The 16,662-nt window shown below is 40.8% G+C and carries 17 protein-coding genes and 1 pseudogene; 13 read left to right on the top strand and 5 right to left on the bottom strand.

What is annotated here, in order from left to right:
* Window positions 1-228: 228 nt before the first annotated feature.
* Complete coding sequence (locus VB694_RS21115; RefSeq protein ID WP_323362300.1) at window positions 229-1,149, bottom strand: RluA family pseudouridine synthase; 921 nt, start codon at window positions 1,147-1,149, stop codon at window positions 229-231.
* Between the two features lie 884 nt (window positions 1,150-2,033).
* Here VB694_RS21115 and VB694_RS21110 point away from each other — a divergent pair.
* Window positions 2,034-3,113, top strand: coding sequence for a response regulator (locus tag VB694_RS21110; protein WP_323362299.1), 1,080 nt, complete (start codon window positions 2,034-2,036; stop codon window positions 3,111-3,113).
* Between the two features lie 30 nt (window positions 3,114-3,143).
* On the opposite strand, the gene cobA is transcribed toward VB694_RS21110, so the two are convergent.
* Together cobA and VB694_RS21100 are read right to left on the bottom strand one after the other, a co-directional pair.
* On the bottom strand, window positions 3,144-3,890 hold the full coding sequence (gene cobA, locus VB694_RS21105) for a uroporphyrinogen-III C-methyltransferase (protein WP_323362298.1): 747 nt from the start codon (window positions 3,888-3,890) through the stop codon (window positions 3,144-3,146).
* Window positions 3,883-4,614, bottom strand: a complete 732-nt coding sequence (locus tag VB694_RS21100) for a sirohydrochlorin chelatase (protein WP_323362344.1) — start codon at window positions 4,612-4,614, stop codon at window positions 3,883-3,885. Before VB694_RS21100 ends, cobA begins: the two co-directional genes overlap by 8 nt.
* 47 nt (window positions 4,615-4,661) lie before the next feature.
* Between VB694_RS21100 and VB694_RS21095 the strand changes: the two genes are divergently transcribed.
* Together VB694_RS21095 and VB694_RS21090 are read left to right on the top strand one after the other, a co-directional pair.
* Complete coding sequence (locus VB694_RS21095) at window positions 4,662-4,850, top strand: hypothetical protein (RefSeq protein WP_323362297.1); 189 nt, start codon at window positions 4,662-4,664, stop codon at window positions 4,848-4,850.
* Between the two features lie 6 nt (window positions 4,851-4,856).
* Window positions 4,857-6,362 (top strand): glycosyltransferase family 2 protein, encoded by a 1,506-nt coding sequence (locus tag VB694_RS21090; RefSeq protein WP_323362296.1) that lies wholly within the window; start codon window positions 4,857-4,859, stop codon window positions 6,360-6,362.
* On the opposite strand, the gene VB694_RS21085 is transcribed toward VB694_RS21090, so the two are convergent.
* Entirely contained in the window at window positions 6,337-7,053 is a 717-nt protein-coding gene (locus tag VB694_RS21085) for a glycosyltransferase family A protein (protein ID WP_323362295.1), read from the bottom strand. The two genes, VB694_RS21090 and VB694_RS21085, sit on opposite strands and share 26 nt — an antisense overlap.
* Before the next feature lie 64 nt (window positions 7,054-7,117).
* On the opposite strand from VB694_RS21085, the gene VB694_RS21080 reads away from it, so the two are divergent.
* The 10 genes and pseudogenes from VB694_RS21080 to VB694_RS21035 all read left to right on the top strand — a co-directional run bounded on the left by VB694_RS21080 (window position 7,118) and on the right by VB694_RS21035 (window position 16,440).
* Complete coding sequence (locus tag VB694_RS21080; protein ID WP_323362294.1) at window positions 7,118-8,248, top strand: nucleotidyltransferase family protein; 1,131 nt, start codon at window positions 7,118-7,120, stop codon at window positions 8,246-8,248.
* 7 nt (window positions 8,249-8,255) lie between these two features.
* Window positions 8,256-9,335, top strand: coding sequence for a nucleotidyltransferase family protein (locus VB694_RS21075; RefSeq protein ID WP_323362293.1), 1,080 nt, complete (start codon window positions 8,256-8,258; stop codon window positions 9,333-9,335).
* Window positions 9,299-10,135 (top strand): ABC transporter permease, encoded by an 837-nt coding sequence (locus VB694_RS21070; protein WP_323362292.1) that lies wholly within the window; start codon window positions 9,299-9,301, stop codon window positions 10,133-10,135. The genes VB694_RS21075 and VB694_RS21070 overlap by 37 nt, the downstream gene beginning before the upstream one ends.
* Window positions 10,136-10,879, top strand: a complete 744-nt coding sequence (locus VB694_RS21065) for an ABC transporter ATP-binding protein (protein ID WP_323362291.1) — start codon at window positions 10,136-10,138, stop codon at window positions 10,877-10,879. It begins immediately after the preceding gene.
* 83 nt (window positions 10,880-10,962) lie between these two features.
* Window positions 10,963-12,087: a serine kinase gene (locus VB694_RS21060; protein WP_323362290.1), complete on the top strand. Its 1,125-nt coding sequence runs from the start codon at window positions 10,963-10,965 to the stop codon at window positions 12,085-12,087.
* A 34-nt stretch (window positions 12,088-12,121) separates the two neighbouring features.
* A complete protein-coding gene (locus tag VB694_RS21055; protein WP_323362289.1) occupies window positions 12,122-12,967 on the top strand; it encodes a sulfotransferase in 846 nt (281 codons plus the stop codon).
* Between the two features lie 74 nt (window positions 12,968-13,041).
* Window positions 13,042-13,959, top strand: a pseudogene (locus VB694_RS21050) (SDR family NAD(P)-dependent oxidoreductase).
* A 32-nt stretch (window positions 13,960-13,991) separates the two neighbouring features.
* Window positions 13,992-14,909 (top strand): SMP-30/gluconolactonase/LRE family protein, encoded by a 918-nt coding sequence (locus VB694_RS21045; RefSeq protein ID WP_323362288.1) that lies wholly within the window; start codon window positions 13,992-13,994, stop codon window positions 14,907-14,909.
* 19 nt (window positions 14,910-14,928) lie between these two features.
* On the top strand, window positions 14,929-15,630 hold the full coding sequence (locus tag VB694_RS21040; protein WP_323362287.1) for an FkbM family methyltransferase: 702 nt from the start codon (window positions 14,929-14,931) through the stop codon (window positions 15,628-15,630).
* Window positions 15,631-15,684: 54 nt separating this feature from the next.
* Window positions 15,685-16,440: a glycosyltransferase family 2 protein gene (locus VB694_RS21035; RefSeq protein WP_323362286.1), complete on the top strand. Its 756-nt coding sequence runs from the start codon at window positions 15,685-15,687 to the stop codon at window positions 16,438-16,440.
* A gap of 28 nt (window positions 16,441-16,468) precedes the next feature.
* Here VB694_RS21035 and VB694_RS21030 read toward each other — a convergent pair.
* Window positions 16,469-16,662: hypothetical protein (locus tag VB694_RS21030; RefSeq protein ID WP_323362285.1), on the bottom strand; the 194-nt coding region annotated here is incomplete at its 5' end.

Genomic DNA, 16,662 nt, shown 5'->3' with positions numbered 1-16,662 from the left:
GGATCTCTTAGTAAGTTTTCTAGATTTTATATTGATTTAATAATCTCGCAAATATTTACCAATCCTAACTTACCGAGGTCTTGAGTGTATAGTTAAACTCAGTAGCTTTTATTAAAGAATGTAAATTCTACATTTCTAAATATTTGAGAAAATCTATAAAATTAACCTCCCAGGGGGGATAAATCAAGTCAAAAGTCAAAATTAGAGAACTTTTAACTCCTACCTTGCTTACCGACGACGGAGAACTTCTAACAGCTTTGTCAAGGTTTGAGGAAGAGGGGCAGTTACTTCTACCCAATCTCCAGAAATGGGATGCTGTAACTTGAGTTGCCAAGCGTGTAATGCTTGACCAGGCAAATTTACCCCGACTGAACGACCAGAACCATAAACAGGGTCGCCAACAATGGGATGGCCAATTTTGGCACTGTGGACACGAATTTGATGGGTTCGTCCTGTTTCTAGCTGGAAATGGATCAAGGTGTAGTTACTAAGCCTTTCTTTAATTTGCCAATGAGTTATCGCCGTTCTTCCCCCTTGTTCCACGGGAATTATTGCCATTTTCTTGCGGTCTTGGGGATGACGACCAATAGGTAAATCTACTGTTCCACTTTCAGTCTTTGGCGCACCATAAACCACCCCTAAATATTCTCGGCGTGCTGTTTTGGCTTGGAGTTGTGCTTGTAAGTGTTGATAGGCGATATCTGTTTTAGCAATAGCGATCGCACCAGTTGTATCTTTATCTAATCGGTGAACAATGCCCGGACGTTGGACACCGCCAATTCCCGGTAAATTTGGGCAATGTGCCAATAAAGCATTAACTAAAGTTCCATCTGCGTGTCCGGGTGCAGGATGAACTACCAAACCTGCGGGTTTATTGAGAATCAGTAATTGCTCATCCTCGTAGAGAATATCTAAAGCAATATCTTCTGCTACCAATTGCAATGGTTTAACTGCGGGTATTTGCAAACTAATGCGATCGCCTACCTTCAGAGTTATTTTCTTAGATGTACAAACTTGATCATTGAGTTGGACATGACCCTGTTCAATTAACTGCTGCACACGGGATCGAGATAAATCTGGTATTTCTTCAGACAAGTAGCGATCTAAGCGTTCAGTTTTTTCTTGGACTAGGAGATTAATTGCAGTCACAGTTGTTCAGGTTAAACAGTTATAGCGATCCTAAATCATAAGGCTTCTTATGCCTATTTACTGCTGGGTATAATTACCAAACCATAATTATCCTGATAGTGAATTAGGAAAGTTGTAAAGAATAAATTAAGCACTTGAGGAATAGAAATATGCTAGATACAAAATAATCCAGGCAGTCATTTACAGTACAGTTGTCTTGTAATAATTAGCTACCATTATGTAAGGTAACTATTTATTTTCATCATTTAAATATTTTTTGATCAAGAAAATTAGATGATATCTAATAATCTAAAACAGTTATCCTGATTACTTAATTTAGTATTAACTTGAAGTTTTTATAATAGTTTTAAAATAGTTTTTTATTTCCCTGTTAAATCTATAGTAATCTGAATTTAGTAAGTAATTCTTGAGCATCTACACATTTAACTAAGAATGGCTATTTTTTGGGTATTTGCCAAAAAGCTATCATCTACAAGCCTTCAAAAATTAGTTTATGCAGGTAGCTGTTTTTTCCCTGTAGGGGTGTATCCCTTACGATTAATGAATCAGTGTTCTAGGCTTCCTGCTTAACCCTCTTCTATTTCCAGGAAGTAAGCATTTTAAATGCACAAGATGAGCCAGATTAGCGAAAAATACAAAACGTCGATCTGATGTTTGGAATACTTTTTTTTGGGATAATTTCAGCCTTTTTGCTGAAGTGATGAGGGGTGAGTGGGGTGTGGGGTGTTGGGTATTGTGTGATTAGAGGAGAGACTTGCTATACTCACCCCAATATAAACCGCTATCTTTATTTGGCAGTAATTCCAAAAAGACCGGTGTGAATCCCCTACGGGTGGTTCACAAATTGCAATGTCAAATTTTTATTTGTATTTAGAGCCGTGCTAATGAAAACGCTTCCGATCAGTAGATACAGATTTTTCCAAAAGCTACAACCTCTATCCCTGTTGAAAAAAATCACCAGTAAATCTGTGACTGGTTGTTTAGAAGTATTTAGCACTTCCGGGGCTTGGTCAATATATGTACAAGAAGGAAAGCTGATTTACGCTTGTTACTCCGAGCAAATGTTTGAACCGCTTTATCGCAACTTACAGCGGTTGAGCCAACAAAATTCTACTCTTCCCAGAGGTATTAACGAGCAGTTGCATAGCATATTTGAAAGAGGTATTGAGAATCAGGCTATACCAAATCCAGATTATTTAGCTATTTGTTGGCTAGTGAATGAGCAATATATTAGTCCTGTCCAAGCTGCAATGCTAATTGAGCAATTATCTTTAGAGTTTCTAGATTCATTTTTGAAAATAGAAGAAGGGAGTTATGAATTTATCCCTGAAAGCTTTCTAGATGATTTACCCAAGTTTTGTCATTTAAATCTCCGCTTATTAGTTGAAAAGAGCCAAGCGGGTATCAAGGTTTCGCCAGAGCAGTTTTGGCAGTATAATCAAGAGTCTCAGGTGGGGATTACAGTTTCTCCAGAACAGTTTTGGCAACAAAATCAGTCAAAAACGCGCCCCAAGATTGAGGTGCAATTACCTCCAATTCAAAATCGACCCATAACTGGGGACAAATATCAGCGGAATTATTCACAACCTCATGACAAGAAAAACTACACCATCTTTTGTGTAGATGATAGTCCGATGGTATTAAATGCCATTAAAGGTTTTTTAGATGAGCAAATATTTTCTGTAATTGGAGTTACAGACTCTTTAAAAGCCTTAATGGAAATTTTCCGTGTTAAACCAGATATGATTTTTTTAGATGTCACCATGCCGAATTTAGATGGGTATGAACTTTGTTCTTTATTACGAAAACAGGCATCTTTTAAAAATACACCTGTAATTATGGTGACTGAAAAAGCTAGTTTGATAGATAGAGCTAAAGCCAAATTAGTTAGAGCATCAGCTTGCTTAAACAAACCCTTAGATCAAGGAGATTTACTCAGAGTAATTTTTCAGAACATGAGTTAAATACATGAGTTAAATTTTTCTAGATCGAGACTATAACGGACGACAACCAGATAGAATACTGTGCATTTTCACTACAGAGCCAATGACTGCGATCGCTGGCGCACTAAATCCCGTCTCTTCAACTTGCTCAACTATTGTTCCTAACTTACCAATTAATTCTTCTTGTTCTGGCCGGGTTCCCCACCTCACCAAACCAATGGGAGTCTCTGGACTCAAAAGGGCTAAACTCAATTGTTCCACGATATAAGGTAGATTGTGGATACCCATATAAATCACTATAGTTTCTGAACCCTGGGCGATCGCTTGCCAATTTACCGCCGGTCTATACTTACCCGCCGATTCGTGACCCGTTACAAATGTCACCGATGAACTATACAGACGGTGGGTTAAGGGAATACCAGCATAAGCCGCCGCCGCAATTCCGGCTGTGATCCCCGGCACAACTTCTACAAGAATTCCAGCTTCTACCAATTCGGCCATTTCTTCCCCACCACGCCCAAAAATAAAAGGATCACCACCCTTTAGCCGCACCACTACAGCATGATCCTGGGCTTTTTCAATTAGCAGATCGGTAGTTTCTTCCTGTGGGAGCGAATGTCTACCCATGCGCTTACCAACGTTGATTTTCTCAGCTTGGGGATTGATCATCTCCAAAATTGCTGGACTCACCAAGGCATCATAGATAACGACATCTGCACATTCGAGCAAACCTTTCCCCTTGATAGTCATGAGTCCAGGATCTCCAGGACCTGCACCGATTAAATAAACTTTACCCAAAAACCTTTTCCCCTTCTGTTGCTAAATCCCAAATTAAATCAGCCATTTCAGCACTTGCTCCTAGAGGTGGTGCTAATTTAAACGTCACCCCAGGAAATTGTAATTTTAGCTGTTCTACAGATTTTGCGATCGCATCTGTAATGCCACCAGTGAATAAAAAATATGGCAAAATCGCAATTTGCCGATAACCCGCAACCACCAACTCTTTCACTCTTGCTTCTAAACTGGGAGATACAGACCAATAAGCCGTTACTGCTTCCAAATTCCTGGCCATAGTTTCAACTGGCTGTTGCGAACCAGAACGACGGCTACCATGAGCTAAGACAATTGATACTTCTGCTTGTATTTTAGCCATTGTTGGAGTCAGCAACTTTGCTAAATTTCCATGGCTGCCTACATAAGGTTTAATCTCAATCTTGATATTTTCACCCAGTGCGGTTTGTGCGAGTTCCACTTCTGCGGGAATATCCGTCATCACATGAACTCCCGGTACAAGAAACAAAGGTACAATTTTCAGGCTTTTACAACCAAAAGCCAAGGCTTTTTGAGCAAAATCTTGAATTTGCTGATGTAAAGGTTGAGTATTTACCTCTAAAGTAGCTGTACCTACTAAATTTTCACTATTTGGTAATTTCAGACTTACCAGCTTTGCTAGTTGCTGCATGGCAACATCTGGACGCGGATCACGACTACCATGAGATACTAAAAGATAGGCAGATGGCATGGGCATAAAATGTGATTTACTAAAAGTTTAGGTTAAGGGGTATTGATATGAAAGAATTCATGAATGTTTTAGAAGGGTTGGTGGATCAACTAACACTGGGTGCGATTCTAGAGATGTTAGAACGAATCTGCCATAAAAAGGCAGAAAATCTCAGAACTCATTGGAATGATGAAGAAAACGCCAAATTGTGGGATAAAGCAGCTAAACAGATCGAAAATATCAACGTCGATATCTAAGTAGTGGTGCAAAATCAATTGCATATTGACTCGATTATTCAATCAAAAGACACGACCTCCTTTGATGCTAGTTTAGAAACTCAATCACCCGAAAATACAACGCCGAAATTCAACATTAATGTCGAGTTTCAAATGGCAAAACTATGGCATCAGAAAGGCAAAATTGAGCGGGCGATCGCTGGCTATCGCAAGGTGTTAGCAGTCAATCCCATGCACTGGTCATCCTTGCTGGCTTTGGATGAATTGTTAACTACCAAAGGAGACAATCAAACAGCGATCGCCCTATATCGTCAAGCCATTAAAAACCTTGCACTCATCGAATGGACACAACAGTCCACCATCTATCAACGCAACGGTCAAATCGAAAAGGCGATAGAGGAATGGCGGAAAGTTTTAGAGGTCAACCCGACCCATAGCGAGGTACTGCAACTACTAGAATCGGCACTAACTAAACAAGGGGATCTCACATCAGCGATCGCAGCCTACCGATCAGCCATCGAACGCGATCCCAATAATGCCGAATTTCACAAGCGTCATATCAATTTAATTGTAGTGGAAGCAGGAATAGACGCGGCATTTGCATACTATGAACTCACCAGAGCAGACAAGAAAGCGATCGAGATATCCCCTACCGCTCTCCTCTGTTGCGTAGTTGTCAGAAACGAGTTGCCCAGACTACCCTATTTCCTCAATTACTACCGACAAAAAGGAGTAGATAGGTTTCTCATTGTTGATAATCAATCCACCGATGCAACACTAGAATATTTACTGCAACAGAACGATGTTTATGTCTGGTCATCAGCCAAATCCTTTAATCAGGTGAATTTCGGTTCAGTGTGGTTTGATCTGCTGCTGAGAAAATACGGGATTGATCGCTGGTGTCTGACAGTGGATGCCGATGAGTTACTGTATTATCCCAATTGTGAGCATGAAACTATTCACCAGCTATGTCAAAGATTAGATAAGGGACAGTACAGAGCTTATACCGCCATGCTGTTGGATATGTATTCTGATCAAACAGTGCAAAACACGCACTACAAATCGGGGGAAGATTTTCTGGAGGTTTGCCCCTATTTTGATCGCCAATACTATCATCGCAAATATCCCCAAGCCAGCCCCTACCGCAATCAAACCCTTTATTTCGGTGGAGTCAGAGAGCGTGTTTTCGGCAGAACCGGAGAATACCTTTTGAGTAAAGTTCCTCTACTGAAATACGGACTAGAAACGGTGATGATCGGTGGACAACATCTCACCAATTTGCCAGAATCCAAAATCGCCAAAGAAAGCGGTTGTCTGTTGCATTTCAAATATTTTTCACTATTTACCAAATATGTGGCGCAAGAGGTCAAGCGTCAGGAACATTACGGCGGCGGTCATCAATACGCAGAATACTTTCGTACCCTCTCAGCAAATTCCGCTCTCACCCTGTACGATGAAAAACAGTCGCTCAGGTTGGCAAGTTCCCAACAACTGGTACAACTGGGAATTATAAAGGTTGAATCGGAGAGCTAATTTTACCGTTCGCTCGACGGCGATCAAGGGAAGCTTTCAATATCCGTGCGTAATCGCTGCGATCTAAGTCTGGGTTTCTGCCAAGATTGGTTTGATGGATGCGTCTTTCCATGACTACTTCCGGTAACATGGCCATCTGCAAACCTGCGTCAATCGCTCGCAGATACCAGCTGATGAACTCCCCTTGCTTGAGATTCGTTTCCAACCAACCAACTCGGAAAAAAGCCTCCCGACGGATCAGCATCGTCCCGATATGATAACCAGGCATGATCTCTCTGGGAATCTGAATTTTCCTTCTAGCTGTTTCATCCAAGTCCGGGCTATAGAATTGGCGAACCTGTCCTAAAACCATATCTAACTTCGGATTTGCGGCCAAAGCAGCCACTTGACGCGCTAGTTTATCCCCCATCCAACGATCATCCGAATCCAGGAAGGCTAAGAAATCCCCTGTTGCTAATTTAATTCCCTGATTTCGAGCCGCCGCTGCGCCTTGATTTGTTTGATAGTGATAGCGAACCAAGGGAAAACTGCGGGCGATTGCTCCCCCACCATCTGTAGAACCGTCATCAACAACAATCACTTCATCCAGGGGAACGGATTGAGTGAAAATACTTTCCAGCGTCTCGGATAAATAGGCTTCGCGGTTAAAAATCGGAACAATCACACTAATTGTAGGATTCACATTATTCATTTTTTTGTCAATACCTCTTAGGTGGTATATTTAGGATCATACAAGTTAAAAATTCAGGTTAATAGTGTCTAGTCATATTGTTAAAAATCTCTATCCTGAAACAGAATTGATTTTATCTTGCGCTCGCACTCACATCTCAGATGGTTTAGCAGAGCGCATCCAGTATCAAATACAACAAAAGATAGACTGGACTTATTTGTTATCAACGGCAGAAAAGCATCGCGTTATACCTTTGCTATACCACAGTCTTAAGGTAGTCAACCCCCAAGAAATTCCCTCAGAAATCAGCACAAATTTAAGAATGCGCTTTTTGAGAAATACGCGAACGAATTTAATATTGACCAATGAAATGCTGCGTTTGTTGGAGATTTTTGCCACAAATAATATTAATGTTATTCCCTACAAAGGAACAATTTTATCTGCTTGTTTTTATGGTAAAACATCCTTCAGACAGGTATGGGATATTGATATTCTCGTCGATGAAACGGATGTTTCCAAAAGTAGAGAGTTATTACTATCTGAAGAATATATAATTAAAACTGGTTATGATCGAGAACAGACTTTTTACCATCCTCAGAAAAAAGTAGAAGTAGATTTACACTGGGGTTTGACTCCCTACTATTTCCCAGTCAACCTAGATTTTAAAAAACTATGGTCAAAAACAAAATACTATCCACTTTCAGGTGTTGAGGTAAAAAGTTTCTGCCCAGAAGATTTATTGATTATCCTCTGTCTTCAATTAGCTAAGGACTGTTGGGAAAGACGGCAACATCTGGAACAGTTAGCTAAAGTTTGCGATATTGCAGAGTTGTTAAGAAATTGCCGAGAATTAAACTGGTCAGATGTCATAACTGAGGCTCGTGGGCTAGGTTTAGAAAGAATATTACACTTTGGTTTATATCTTGCCAAAAGCCTTGTAGAAGCTGATATTCCTGAGATTATTTGGACTAAAGTTCAAGGGGATAAATATGCTATTTCTTTAGCTTATCAAGTTTGCTCTCAATTATTTGGGGAAATTGATAATACCTTTACTAACCCTAATGATAATTCTATTTTCGATCTAAAATTTCGACTCAAACAATTGGTATTTTATTTGAAGATGAGAGAACGTCCTCAAGACTGGGTGGAGCATTTTTTAGTAATTTTTCAAAACCTATTTCAGTCCTTAAAATCATCAAAAAATCATTCTGAATAAAAAGTTTATGGTCAACTCGATTAGCAAATTTACCATAGGAACTATCCCAACATTAAACATTTTTTCTCCATCTTCTTCATTAAATATGCAACGAGTCCTTCTGCAAGCCGCTATCCTGGAAAAACAATCGGCCTTAGAAGCATGGCAACAGTGGCGAAATAGAGTGGATATTGAAAAACTAGATTCTGGATCTCACCATCTGTTAAGTTTGCTCTATCCCAACCTGATCCGACACGGCATTGAAGATAGCCATCTGAGTAGGCTAAAAGGTGTTTATCGTCGTACTTGGTACGCTAACCAGCTATTGGTTAAGTCCTTCGGTTCTATCCTCCAAGGATTACAGACCGCAGGAATACGCCCTTTAGTAATCGGGGAAATGGCGCTGGTTTCAACCTGTTATTCAGATTATGGGTATCGTCCTCTTTATGGTTTCGACCTACTTGTACCCTGTCCCCAGACTCTAACAGCGATAGATACCTTGCAAAACCTCGGTTGGACTATTCCATCATCCTACAGACCGCAATCAGGAGAACGCCTGTGGAAAAAACCCCTATACTTTTGCCAGCCAAAATCACCTGACAATGCTCTTTCCGTTTCTATTAATTTACATAATCATCTATTTCGAGGCGAACCCCAAACCTATATAGATGAACAGCTATGGACAAATGCAGTTTCTATCCAAATCGGTAACTTCTCTACATTCGTCCTCAGCCCAGTTGATCAGTTATTACATCTTTGTCTCAAGAATAATCGAGAACAAAAGCAACGCCCAATTTATTGGCTTGCTGATGCTGCTCTGCTCCTGAAGGCTCTATCTGAAGAATCAGACTGGGTAAGATTGGTGACTCAAGCACAACGCTATGAAATTGTTTTACCTCTGCGGTATTTATTGAGCGAACTGGGAGAAGTTCTGAATCTATCCCCACCGACTTGGGTGTTACCGAGTTTGAACCAGATGGCAATTTCCTACTACGAACTATTGGCATATAACCTAGCGAGCGATCGCAAATTACTCCTCCTCAAAGCTCAATTATTACGACTACGCCAGCGATGGAAACAGCTATTGGTGGGGGATTTCCAGCGATGAAGGTAGTCCATAGAGGTTTATTTCCTCAACTTTCCCGGCGAGAGGTTTTACATCTGCGCGATCTTATCTATCAGTTGGTCGGACGGGAACTGAAAGTTCGATACAAGCGATCAGTTCTCGGTATCGCTTGGACGCTGTTGAACCCCTTATCACAACTACTAGTGTTCGCCACGGTTTTTCGCTCGGTGCTAAAACTGAGTATTCCCCACTACGCTTCGTCGGTGTTCTGTGGGTTGATGGTTTGGACTTGGTTTCAGGCTTCGTTAACCGAAGCAACGGGAGTAATTAACGCCAATGCAACATTAATCCGTCAGCCGGGGTTTCCTAATATCATCCTACCAATCGTGACGATCCTCGTTCACATGATTCATTTTGTATTGGCCTTGCCCGTTTTGCTGCTCTTCCTACTCATAGATGGGGTAACATTTCAATCAGATATTTGGCAGTTACCTGTTTTAATGCTCCTGCAATTGGGATTCACCGCCGGACTGTCCTATATTCTGGCAGCAACTAGCGTCTCCTTCTACGACACAAAATACACTGTCGGCGTACTGTTGCAACTTCTGTTTTATGCGACCCCGGTCTTTTACGATATCAGTGTGATTCCTGATCGCTATCAATTTTGGTACTGGCTCAATCCCATGTCCCATCTCGTATCCGCCTATCGTGCTGTCCTGCTGCAAGATGCTCAACCTAATTGGTTGCCGCTCCTGGGTATTGGAATCGGGGCGCTAGGGCTATTTGTGATCGGACGGGGCTACTTTATTGCCCAGAGCGATCGCTTTGTGGAGAAGATATAGATGGAAACAGCCATTACTGTCAGGAATTTAGGCAAGCGATTTCAGTGCTACACTCCAGGAAAACCCCGCACCATCATGGAAGCGGTACTTACTGGCGGACGGGGAATGAAAGCCCGCGATTACTTCTGGGCGTTGCGAGATATTAATTTCCAAGTAGAACGCGGCGAAATGCTAGGGGTGATCGGCCGGAATGGCGCGGGTAAATCCACACTTTTACGTTTGCTGGGACGGGTGGGACGACCAGATGAAGGCAGGATCACACTTCATGGGCGGGTGGGCGCTCTCCTGGATCTGGGAGCCGGGTTTCATCCCGATCTAACCGGACGGGATAACACTTTTGTCAATGCGGTCGTGGCGGGATTGTTAGAACGTGAAGTGCGGCAACAATTTGATGCGATCATCGCATTTGCCGAACTATCAGAATTTATTGATCAGCCAGTTCGTACCTACAGTTCGGGGATGAGGATGCGTTTGGCTTTTTCTATTGCTGTTCACACGCACCCGGAGATCCTGCTGGTGGATGAATATCTGTCAGTCGGAGACAAGGCTTTTCAATTGAAATGTATTGATCGCATTGCCCAAATGAAAACCGACGGTTGCGCGGTGGTGTTTATTTCTCACAATACCGATCAGATCGCAGAACTGTGCGATCGCACAATCTGGCTAAATCGGGGACGGATTCAGTCTGAGGGCGAACCTACGACCGTTGTTGAACAGTATTTAGCGTTAGTTAAAAAAACTTAAACTTAAAAAAGAGGATGCTTATGAATTGGGATACTTTAGACTGGATGTTCCGCTATGTTGATACTGAGCCATTCGCGTGGCACTTGGAGCAGCAGAAAGTTTTACAGCACTTCACGGAAAGCGATCGCCTGTCCTTTTTCGATACCCTGCACAATTGGTTTCATCGGGTTACGGAAGCAACGGGAACGATTGATCGTTTCTTCAGTATCGGCGGCTATACCATCTGCTTAAGCTTTGCGACCCAGAATATGGCTGACGCACTCACCCGTGCCATTTCCCATCTGGAAGTCCTACCCACAGAACAGCCCTCTCTGACAATCTGCGTTTGGGATAATGTCTCGACCAAAACTCGATTACCCGGATTAATGCCGGCTTTCCTCAATGTCTTCCACTGGTACTGGCACGAGTATTTAGATTCCCGCCAGAATGTCAAGCTGTTGTGTAGCGATCGCTTCCAAGCCCGCTACAATATCGGTCCAAATATTTTCAGCGCCCTAGACAGCAAGCGGAATATCGGTTTGTACTGGTTGGCAGACGCAGATGGACTGCCCTATTGGGAGCGGGGTTCTCCTTTACAAACCCTCCTGAATTGGTGGACAAGCAGCCAAAACCGCCAGTACATTCACGCAGCCGCCGTGGGAACGAGCAATGGAGGCGTTTTACTAACGGCAAAAGGTGGATCGGGGAAATCTACCTCGGCTCTGGCCTGCCTAAAATCCGATCTAACTTATGCCAGCGATGATTACTGTCTGGTAGCGACCGATCCCGTTCCCTATGTTTACAGCCTGTATAGTACAGCCAAACTTAAAGGAGTTAAGGATTTAGAGCGGTTTCCCGAATTAGCACCTTTGGTGAGTAATAGCGATCGCCTCGACGAAGAAAAAGCTCTCATTTTCCTCAAAGAACACTTTCCCGATAAGATAGTGACCGGTTTTCCCCTCAAAGCAATTCTAGTTCCGAAAATCACGGGAGAACTAGATACAAGATTACGTAAATCTACACCGATTCTCGCCCTGAAATCTCTCGCTCCTAGTACCCTATTCCAGCTTTCTGGCACGGGACAAAGTGCGTTAGAAATGATGTCTAGCTTAGTGAAGCAAATTCCCTGTTACACTTTGGAATTAGGCACTGATATTACTCAAATCCCGCGAGTAATTTTAGAGTTTTTGAATTCTAGTGAACAAATTAATGCTACTCGTACATTTTAAACAGTAAACTTATTATCTAGATTTGGTGACAAAAATGATAAAAGAAATTAAAAAATTACAGAATGCCTTAAACTTTTACGCGGATATTGTGGCAGCTAATTTAGGTCTATTTAATAGCTCTTCAGATTACTGTAAGTTTATTGTACTTGGACAAGCGAGGTCTGGCTCCAATTTTCTCAGGGGCTTATTGGATTCACACAGTCAAGTAATTACTTATGGTGAATTATTTGTCAATCCTGATTTTATTGGATGGCATAGACCAAAATATGATCGGTATCTACAAACAAAATCTTTAATATTGTTAATGAGAAAAGATCCGAAAAAATTTTTAGAACAAAAAGTGTTTAGAAAGTATGCTTCGCAAGTATCGGCTGTTGGATTCAAAATTTTTTACGATCAAGCAAGAGAAGACTCTAGGAAAGCCGTTTGGGATTTTCTACAAAGCCAGAAAGATATAAAAGTTATTCATCTCAAAAGAAAAAATATGCTGAGAACATTCTTATCTCTTAAGAAGGCTCTCACTACTAAGGAATGGATAATTATTGCACCAAAGGTTACAAACTATAAACCGCAAGATGTCAAGATTTCGTTAACTTATGAAGAGTGTCTCCAGTATTTTAATCGGATGCAGGACTATATGAGTGAACACGATATATTTTTCGCTCAACACCAAAAAATAGATGTTTTTTATGAAGAACTGTCTATAAATACAGAGTATGAAATAAGACGAATTCAAGATTTTCTCGAATTGGATTATAAACCTTTAAAATCTTATACATTAAAACAATCTTCCCTTCCTCTCTCCCAATCCATATCTAACTATTTTGAATTAAAAGAAAAATTCCAAAATACCCCTTGGGAGGGTTTTTTTGAAGATTGAAATATCAACTGAAAAATTCTTGATGTCTACGAGTCAGCATAGTTGTAGGGTTCATCTTACAGGATATTAATAACATGGTAGGTTTTAAACAAAGATTAAAAGCTTCTTTAAAGTCTTTTCTCAATCCCGACATTATTCGCGAATCGAATCAACAGCAAATACCACCGACACCTTCCTTATATGTCCGACAAATAGTAGAGCAAGAAATAAAGTTCGCGTTTGATAATAAGCTTTTATCCCAGAAAAACGTTTTAATTACTGGAGCGGGACAGAATATCGGTAAAAATATCGCTTTGGAAATGGCGAAACAAGGAGCGAATATTTACTTCACCGATATTATTCCTGAGCGAATAACTTCACTTGAACAAGAACTAAGTACCTATGCTGTTAAATACAAAGGATATATATCAGATATATCCAAAATGGAAGATAGTGAGGCTCTATGTTAAGATTTACTCGCTCAAAACATTACAATTGATGTTCTTGTCAATAATGTCGGGATTCAATTTGAAACAATGGGAATTGACAATTTGAATTTGCAAGAATGGCAAACAATATTTACTACAAATGTTTTCGGACCACTGTATCTCACGAGATTAATTTGGCAAAGGATGATCGAGGAAAAGATTCAAGGTTCCCTAATATTTATAACTTCCATACACCAACAGGAAATCAGCCGTTGGCCTAGCTATAGTGCCTCCAAAGCCGCTCTAGCAATGACGATTAAAGAGATAGCTGTTGATTTGGCTCCCCACGGTATTAGAGTAAATGCGATCGCCCCTGCTGCGGTAAATGTGGATGAACAAGGAAATCCTTTCTATCACAAATATTATCTATTACATCATAGTACAATCCCACCTTATTATATCGGGAGAGCCGCTGTATATTTAGCGTCGGACTACTTCTCGAAATATACAACGGGAACGACGCTGACGATAGACGGTGGAGTATTGTTATACAATTCACGCGTCGCTGAAAATCCGCCCATTTGAGTTTTTTTCTACTATCATTGTCAGGATATAAAATGATGTCACGAATTCAAACATGGTTGGAAAGCTTCTTTTCGTGTAGTGTCTTGCAAGCAAATTCTCCAAAATTTAAAGAGCTTTTTCCCAAAAACGCCAAACTAGAAAAAGTAGCTACAGGATTTCAGTTCACCGAAGGACCTGTCTGGATTGAGCAGGAAAAATGTTTATTATTTAGTGATATTCCTGCCAATAAAATTTACAAATTGAGCCATAAAAATCAAGTTTCTCTGTTTAAAGAGCCTAGCTATAACTCTAATGGTTTAACTAGAGATATACAAGGTCGCTTGCTTGCGTGCGAGCATGGCAAACGGCGCGTAACTCGTATAGAAACAGACGGCTCAGTGACAATTTTAGCGAGTGTTTTTCAAGATAAAAAACTGAATAGTCCTAATGATATCGTTGTTAAAAGTAACGGCTATATTTATTTTACAGACCCACCCTACGGAATCAAGCCAGAGCAACAGGAACAACCCACACAAGGCGTATATCGGCTTTCACCAGATGGGGAAGAAATTGTTTTATTAGTGAGTGATTTTAATAAACCTAACGGATTAGCTTTTTCAACTGATGAAACCAAGCTGTATATTGATGATTCTCAAGAATGTCATATTCGTTTTTTCGATGTACTGAAGGACGGAACGCTAGATAATGGTCGAATTTTCTATGATATGAAGACTGACAAAGCAGGTTTGCCCGATGGTATGAAAATTGATACACAGGGCAATATTTTCTGTACTGGTGGAGGTGGCGTTTGGGTATTTAGTCCAGAGGGGGAACATCTGGGAACGATCGCCACTCCAGAACCACCTGCTAATTGCGCTTGGGGTGATAGCGATCAACGTAGTCTCTATATTACTGCGCGAACCTCAATTTATAAAATTCGAGTTAATATTTCTGGAAATTCAGTGTTTTAATTACAGGTAAATAATAAATATGTCAAACTACAAAGAACGAGCATTAAAACTGTTTCAAGAAGCGACCGAGGATAAAAAAACTTACAATGAAACTCAAAATGATCGCTGGATTTCTGAGTGTGTCTATCCGGGCAAACGTGACGGGTATTTTCTAGAAGCTGGTGCCGCAGATGGTAAATTAGCTAGTAGTTGTTATATCCTAGAATCTCGCTTAGGCTGGACGGGAATTTGTGTAGAACCGAATGATGAGTTTTTTCAACAACTGGTTAAGAATCGTCCGAATAGTATCTGCGAGAATGTGTGTCTATCTGATCAAAGCGGACAGGTCATTTTTATGGAGGGATACGGGAACAATGCTAACCCTTACTTAAGTGGCATAAAATCTAACTTAGAAAAATTTAAACATAACAGTGAGGAGATTATTCAACAAGGACGGGAGATAATTAAGGCAGCGATCGCCCTGGAGGAATTATTAAAAAAACACAACGCTCCTAAAATCATCGACTACGCTGCATTTGATATTGAGGGTAGCGAATTTGAAGTTCTGAAAAACTTTCCCTTTCACAGGTATCAATTCTCAACACTGAGCTTAGAATGCGATGGATATATTTGGGATGCGATTACCGATTTATTGACTGCAAACGGTTATCGGGAAGTCAAAAATCCTTTTAACACCGATAAGAATTGGGAACGATATTGGTTGCATGAATCTTTGCCTTGACACTCTCACAAACTTCCTAAATTTAAATCTAAATCTAAATTTTGTCATCATGCTATGGAACGAGAGAATTTATCTATTAGTGTTATTCTTCCAGTTTATAACGGAGAGAGGTTTTTAACTCAGGCAATTGAGAATATTCAAGGGCAAAAATATCAACCTTTGGAAATTATTGTTGTTGATGATGGTTCTACTGATCGCACTGCCGAAATCGCCCAGAAATTTCAGGACAAAATTCATTATATCTATCAAACCAATCAAGGACCTTCCGCCGCTCGCAATCATGGGATTAAAAACGCAAGGGGAGAAGCGATCGCCTTTCTTGATGTAGATGATTTATGGGACGAGGGAGTATTAACCGAATTTGCCAATTATTTAGTAGCTCATCCCCAAGTAGGAATTGTGCAAGGATTAATCCAGCAAATGCAAATGGAAACCGTTTCCCTGGATAATGATTTTTATCAGTTCCAACCCATTTTTCAACCCTATCAGTTTATTAATTTGGGAAGCGCCCTCTATCGTCGTTCGGTGTTTGATCAAGTGGGTTTATTTGACCCCAAACTACAGGATAACGAAGATACGGATTGGTTTATCCGTGCTTGGGAAAACAATATTTGTAAAGTCGTTATTCCTAGAATCATGTTGTATTACCGAAAACATGATTGCAATATGACCCTGCAACAAAAAGATTTAGTTCATTTTGGAATGCTCAAAATCTATAAGCGCCATATTGATCGCCTACGATCGCAGGGGAATGAAAAACATTCTCCTTCTGTCTCCTGGACTAGCTATTGCGGTCAGCCACCAGCGTGAATTTCCAATACCCAGATCCCCGACTTTTTCAAGAAATCGGGGATCTAATAACCGATTTAATCAACTTGATATAACTATCTAACATCCGTTCTTCTCGAAACATTGCGATCGCTCGTTCTTGGCAGTTATGACCGACAAACCGACGCAAATCGGTATTAATTGCCCATTCCTGAATTGTTTCCACAATCTCCTGAACTGTCGCTGTCGGATCGACATTTGGAT

Source organism: Anabaena sp. UHCC 0451 (assembly GCF_034931405.1).
GTDB lineage: Bacteria > Cyanobacteriota > Cyanobacteriia > Cyanobacteriales > Nostocaceae > RDYJ01.
This window is presented reverse-complemented; position numbering and strand designations above follow the sequence as displayed.

Excerpts from the sequence above, each read along its gene's own strand:
- VB694_RS21085 (WP_323362295.1), bottom strand. The coding sequence starts at position 7,053 with ATGAATAATGTGAATCCTACAATTAGTGTGATTGTTCCGATTTTTAAC.
- VB694_RS21035 (WP_323362286.1), top strand. The coding sequence starts at position 15,685 with ATGGAACGAGAGAATTTATCTATTAGTGTTATTCTTCCAGTTTATAAC.
- VB694_RS21095 (WP_323362297.1), top strand. The coding sequence starts at position 4,662 with ATGAAAGAATTCATGAATGTTTTAGAAGGGTTGGTGGATCAACTAACA.
- VB694_RS21100 (WP_323362344.1), bottom strand. The coding sequence starts at position 4,614 with ATGCCATCTGCCTATCTTTTAGTATCTCATGGTAGTCGTGATCCGCGT.
- VB694_RS21070 (WP_323362292.1), top strand. The coding sequence starts at position 9,299 with ATGGAAACAGCTATTGGTGGGGGATTTCCAGCGATGAAGGTAGTCCAT.
- VB694_RS21110 (WP_323362299.1), top strand. The coding sequence starts at position 2,034 with ATGAAAACGCTTCCGATCAGTAGATACAGATTTTTCCAAAAGCTACAA.
- VB694_RS21055 (WP_323362289.1), top strand. The coding sequence starts at position 12,122 with ATGATAAAAGAAATTAAAAAATTACAGAATGCCTTAAACTTTTACGCG.
- VB694_RS21045 (WP_323362288.1), top strand. The coding sequence starts at position 13,992 with ATGATGTCACGAATTCAAACATGGTTGGAAAGCTTCTTTTCGTGTAGT.
- VB694_RS21040 (WP_323362287.1), top strand. The coding sequence starts at position 14,929 with ATGTCAAACTACAAAGAACGAGCATTAAAACTGTTTCAAGAAGCGACC.
- VB694_RS21065 (WP_323362291.1), top strand. The coding sequence starts at position 10,136 with ATGGAAACAGCCATTACTGTCAGGAATTTAGGCAAGCGATTTCAGTGC.
- VB694_RS21075 (WP_323362293.1), top strand. The coding sequence starts at position 8,256 with ATGGTCAACTCGATTAGCAAATTTACCATAGGAACTATCCCAACATTA.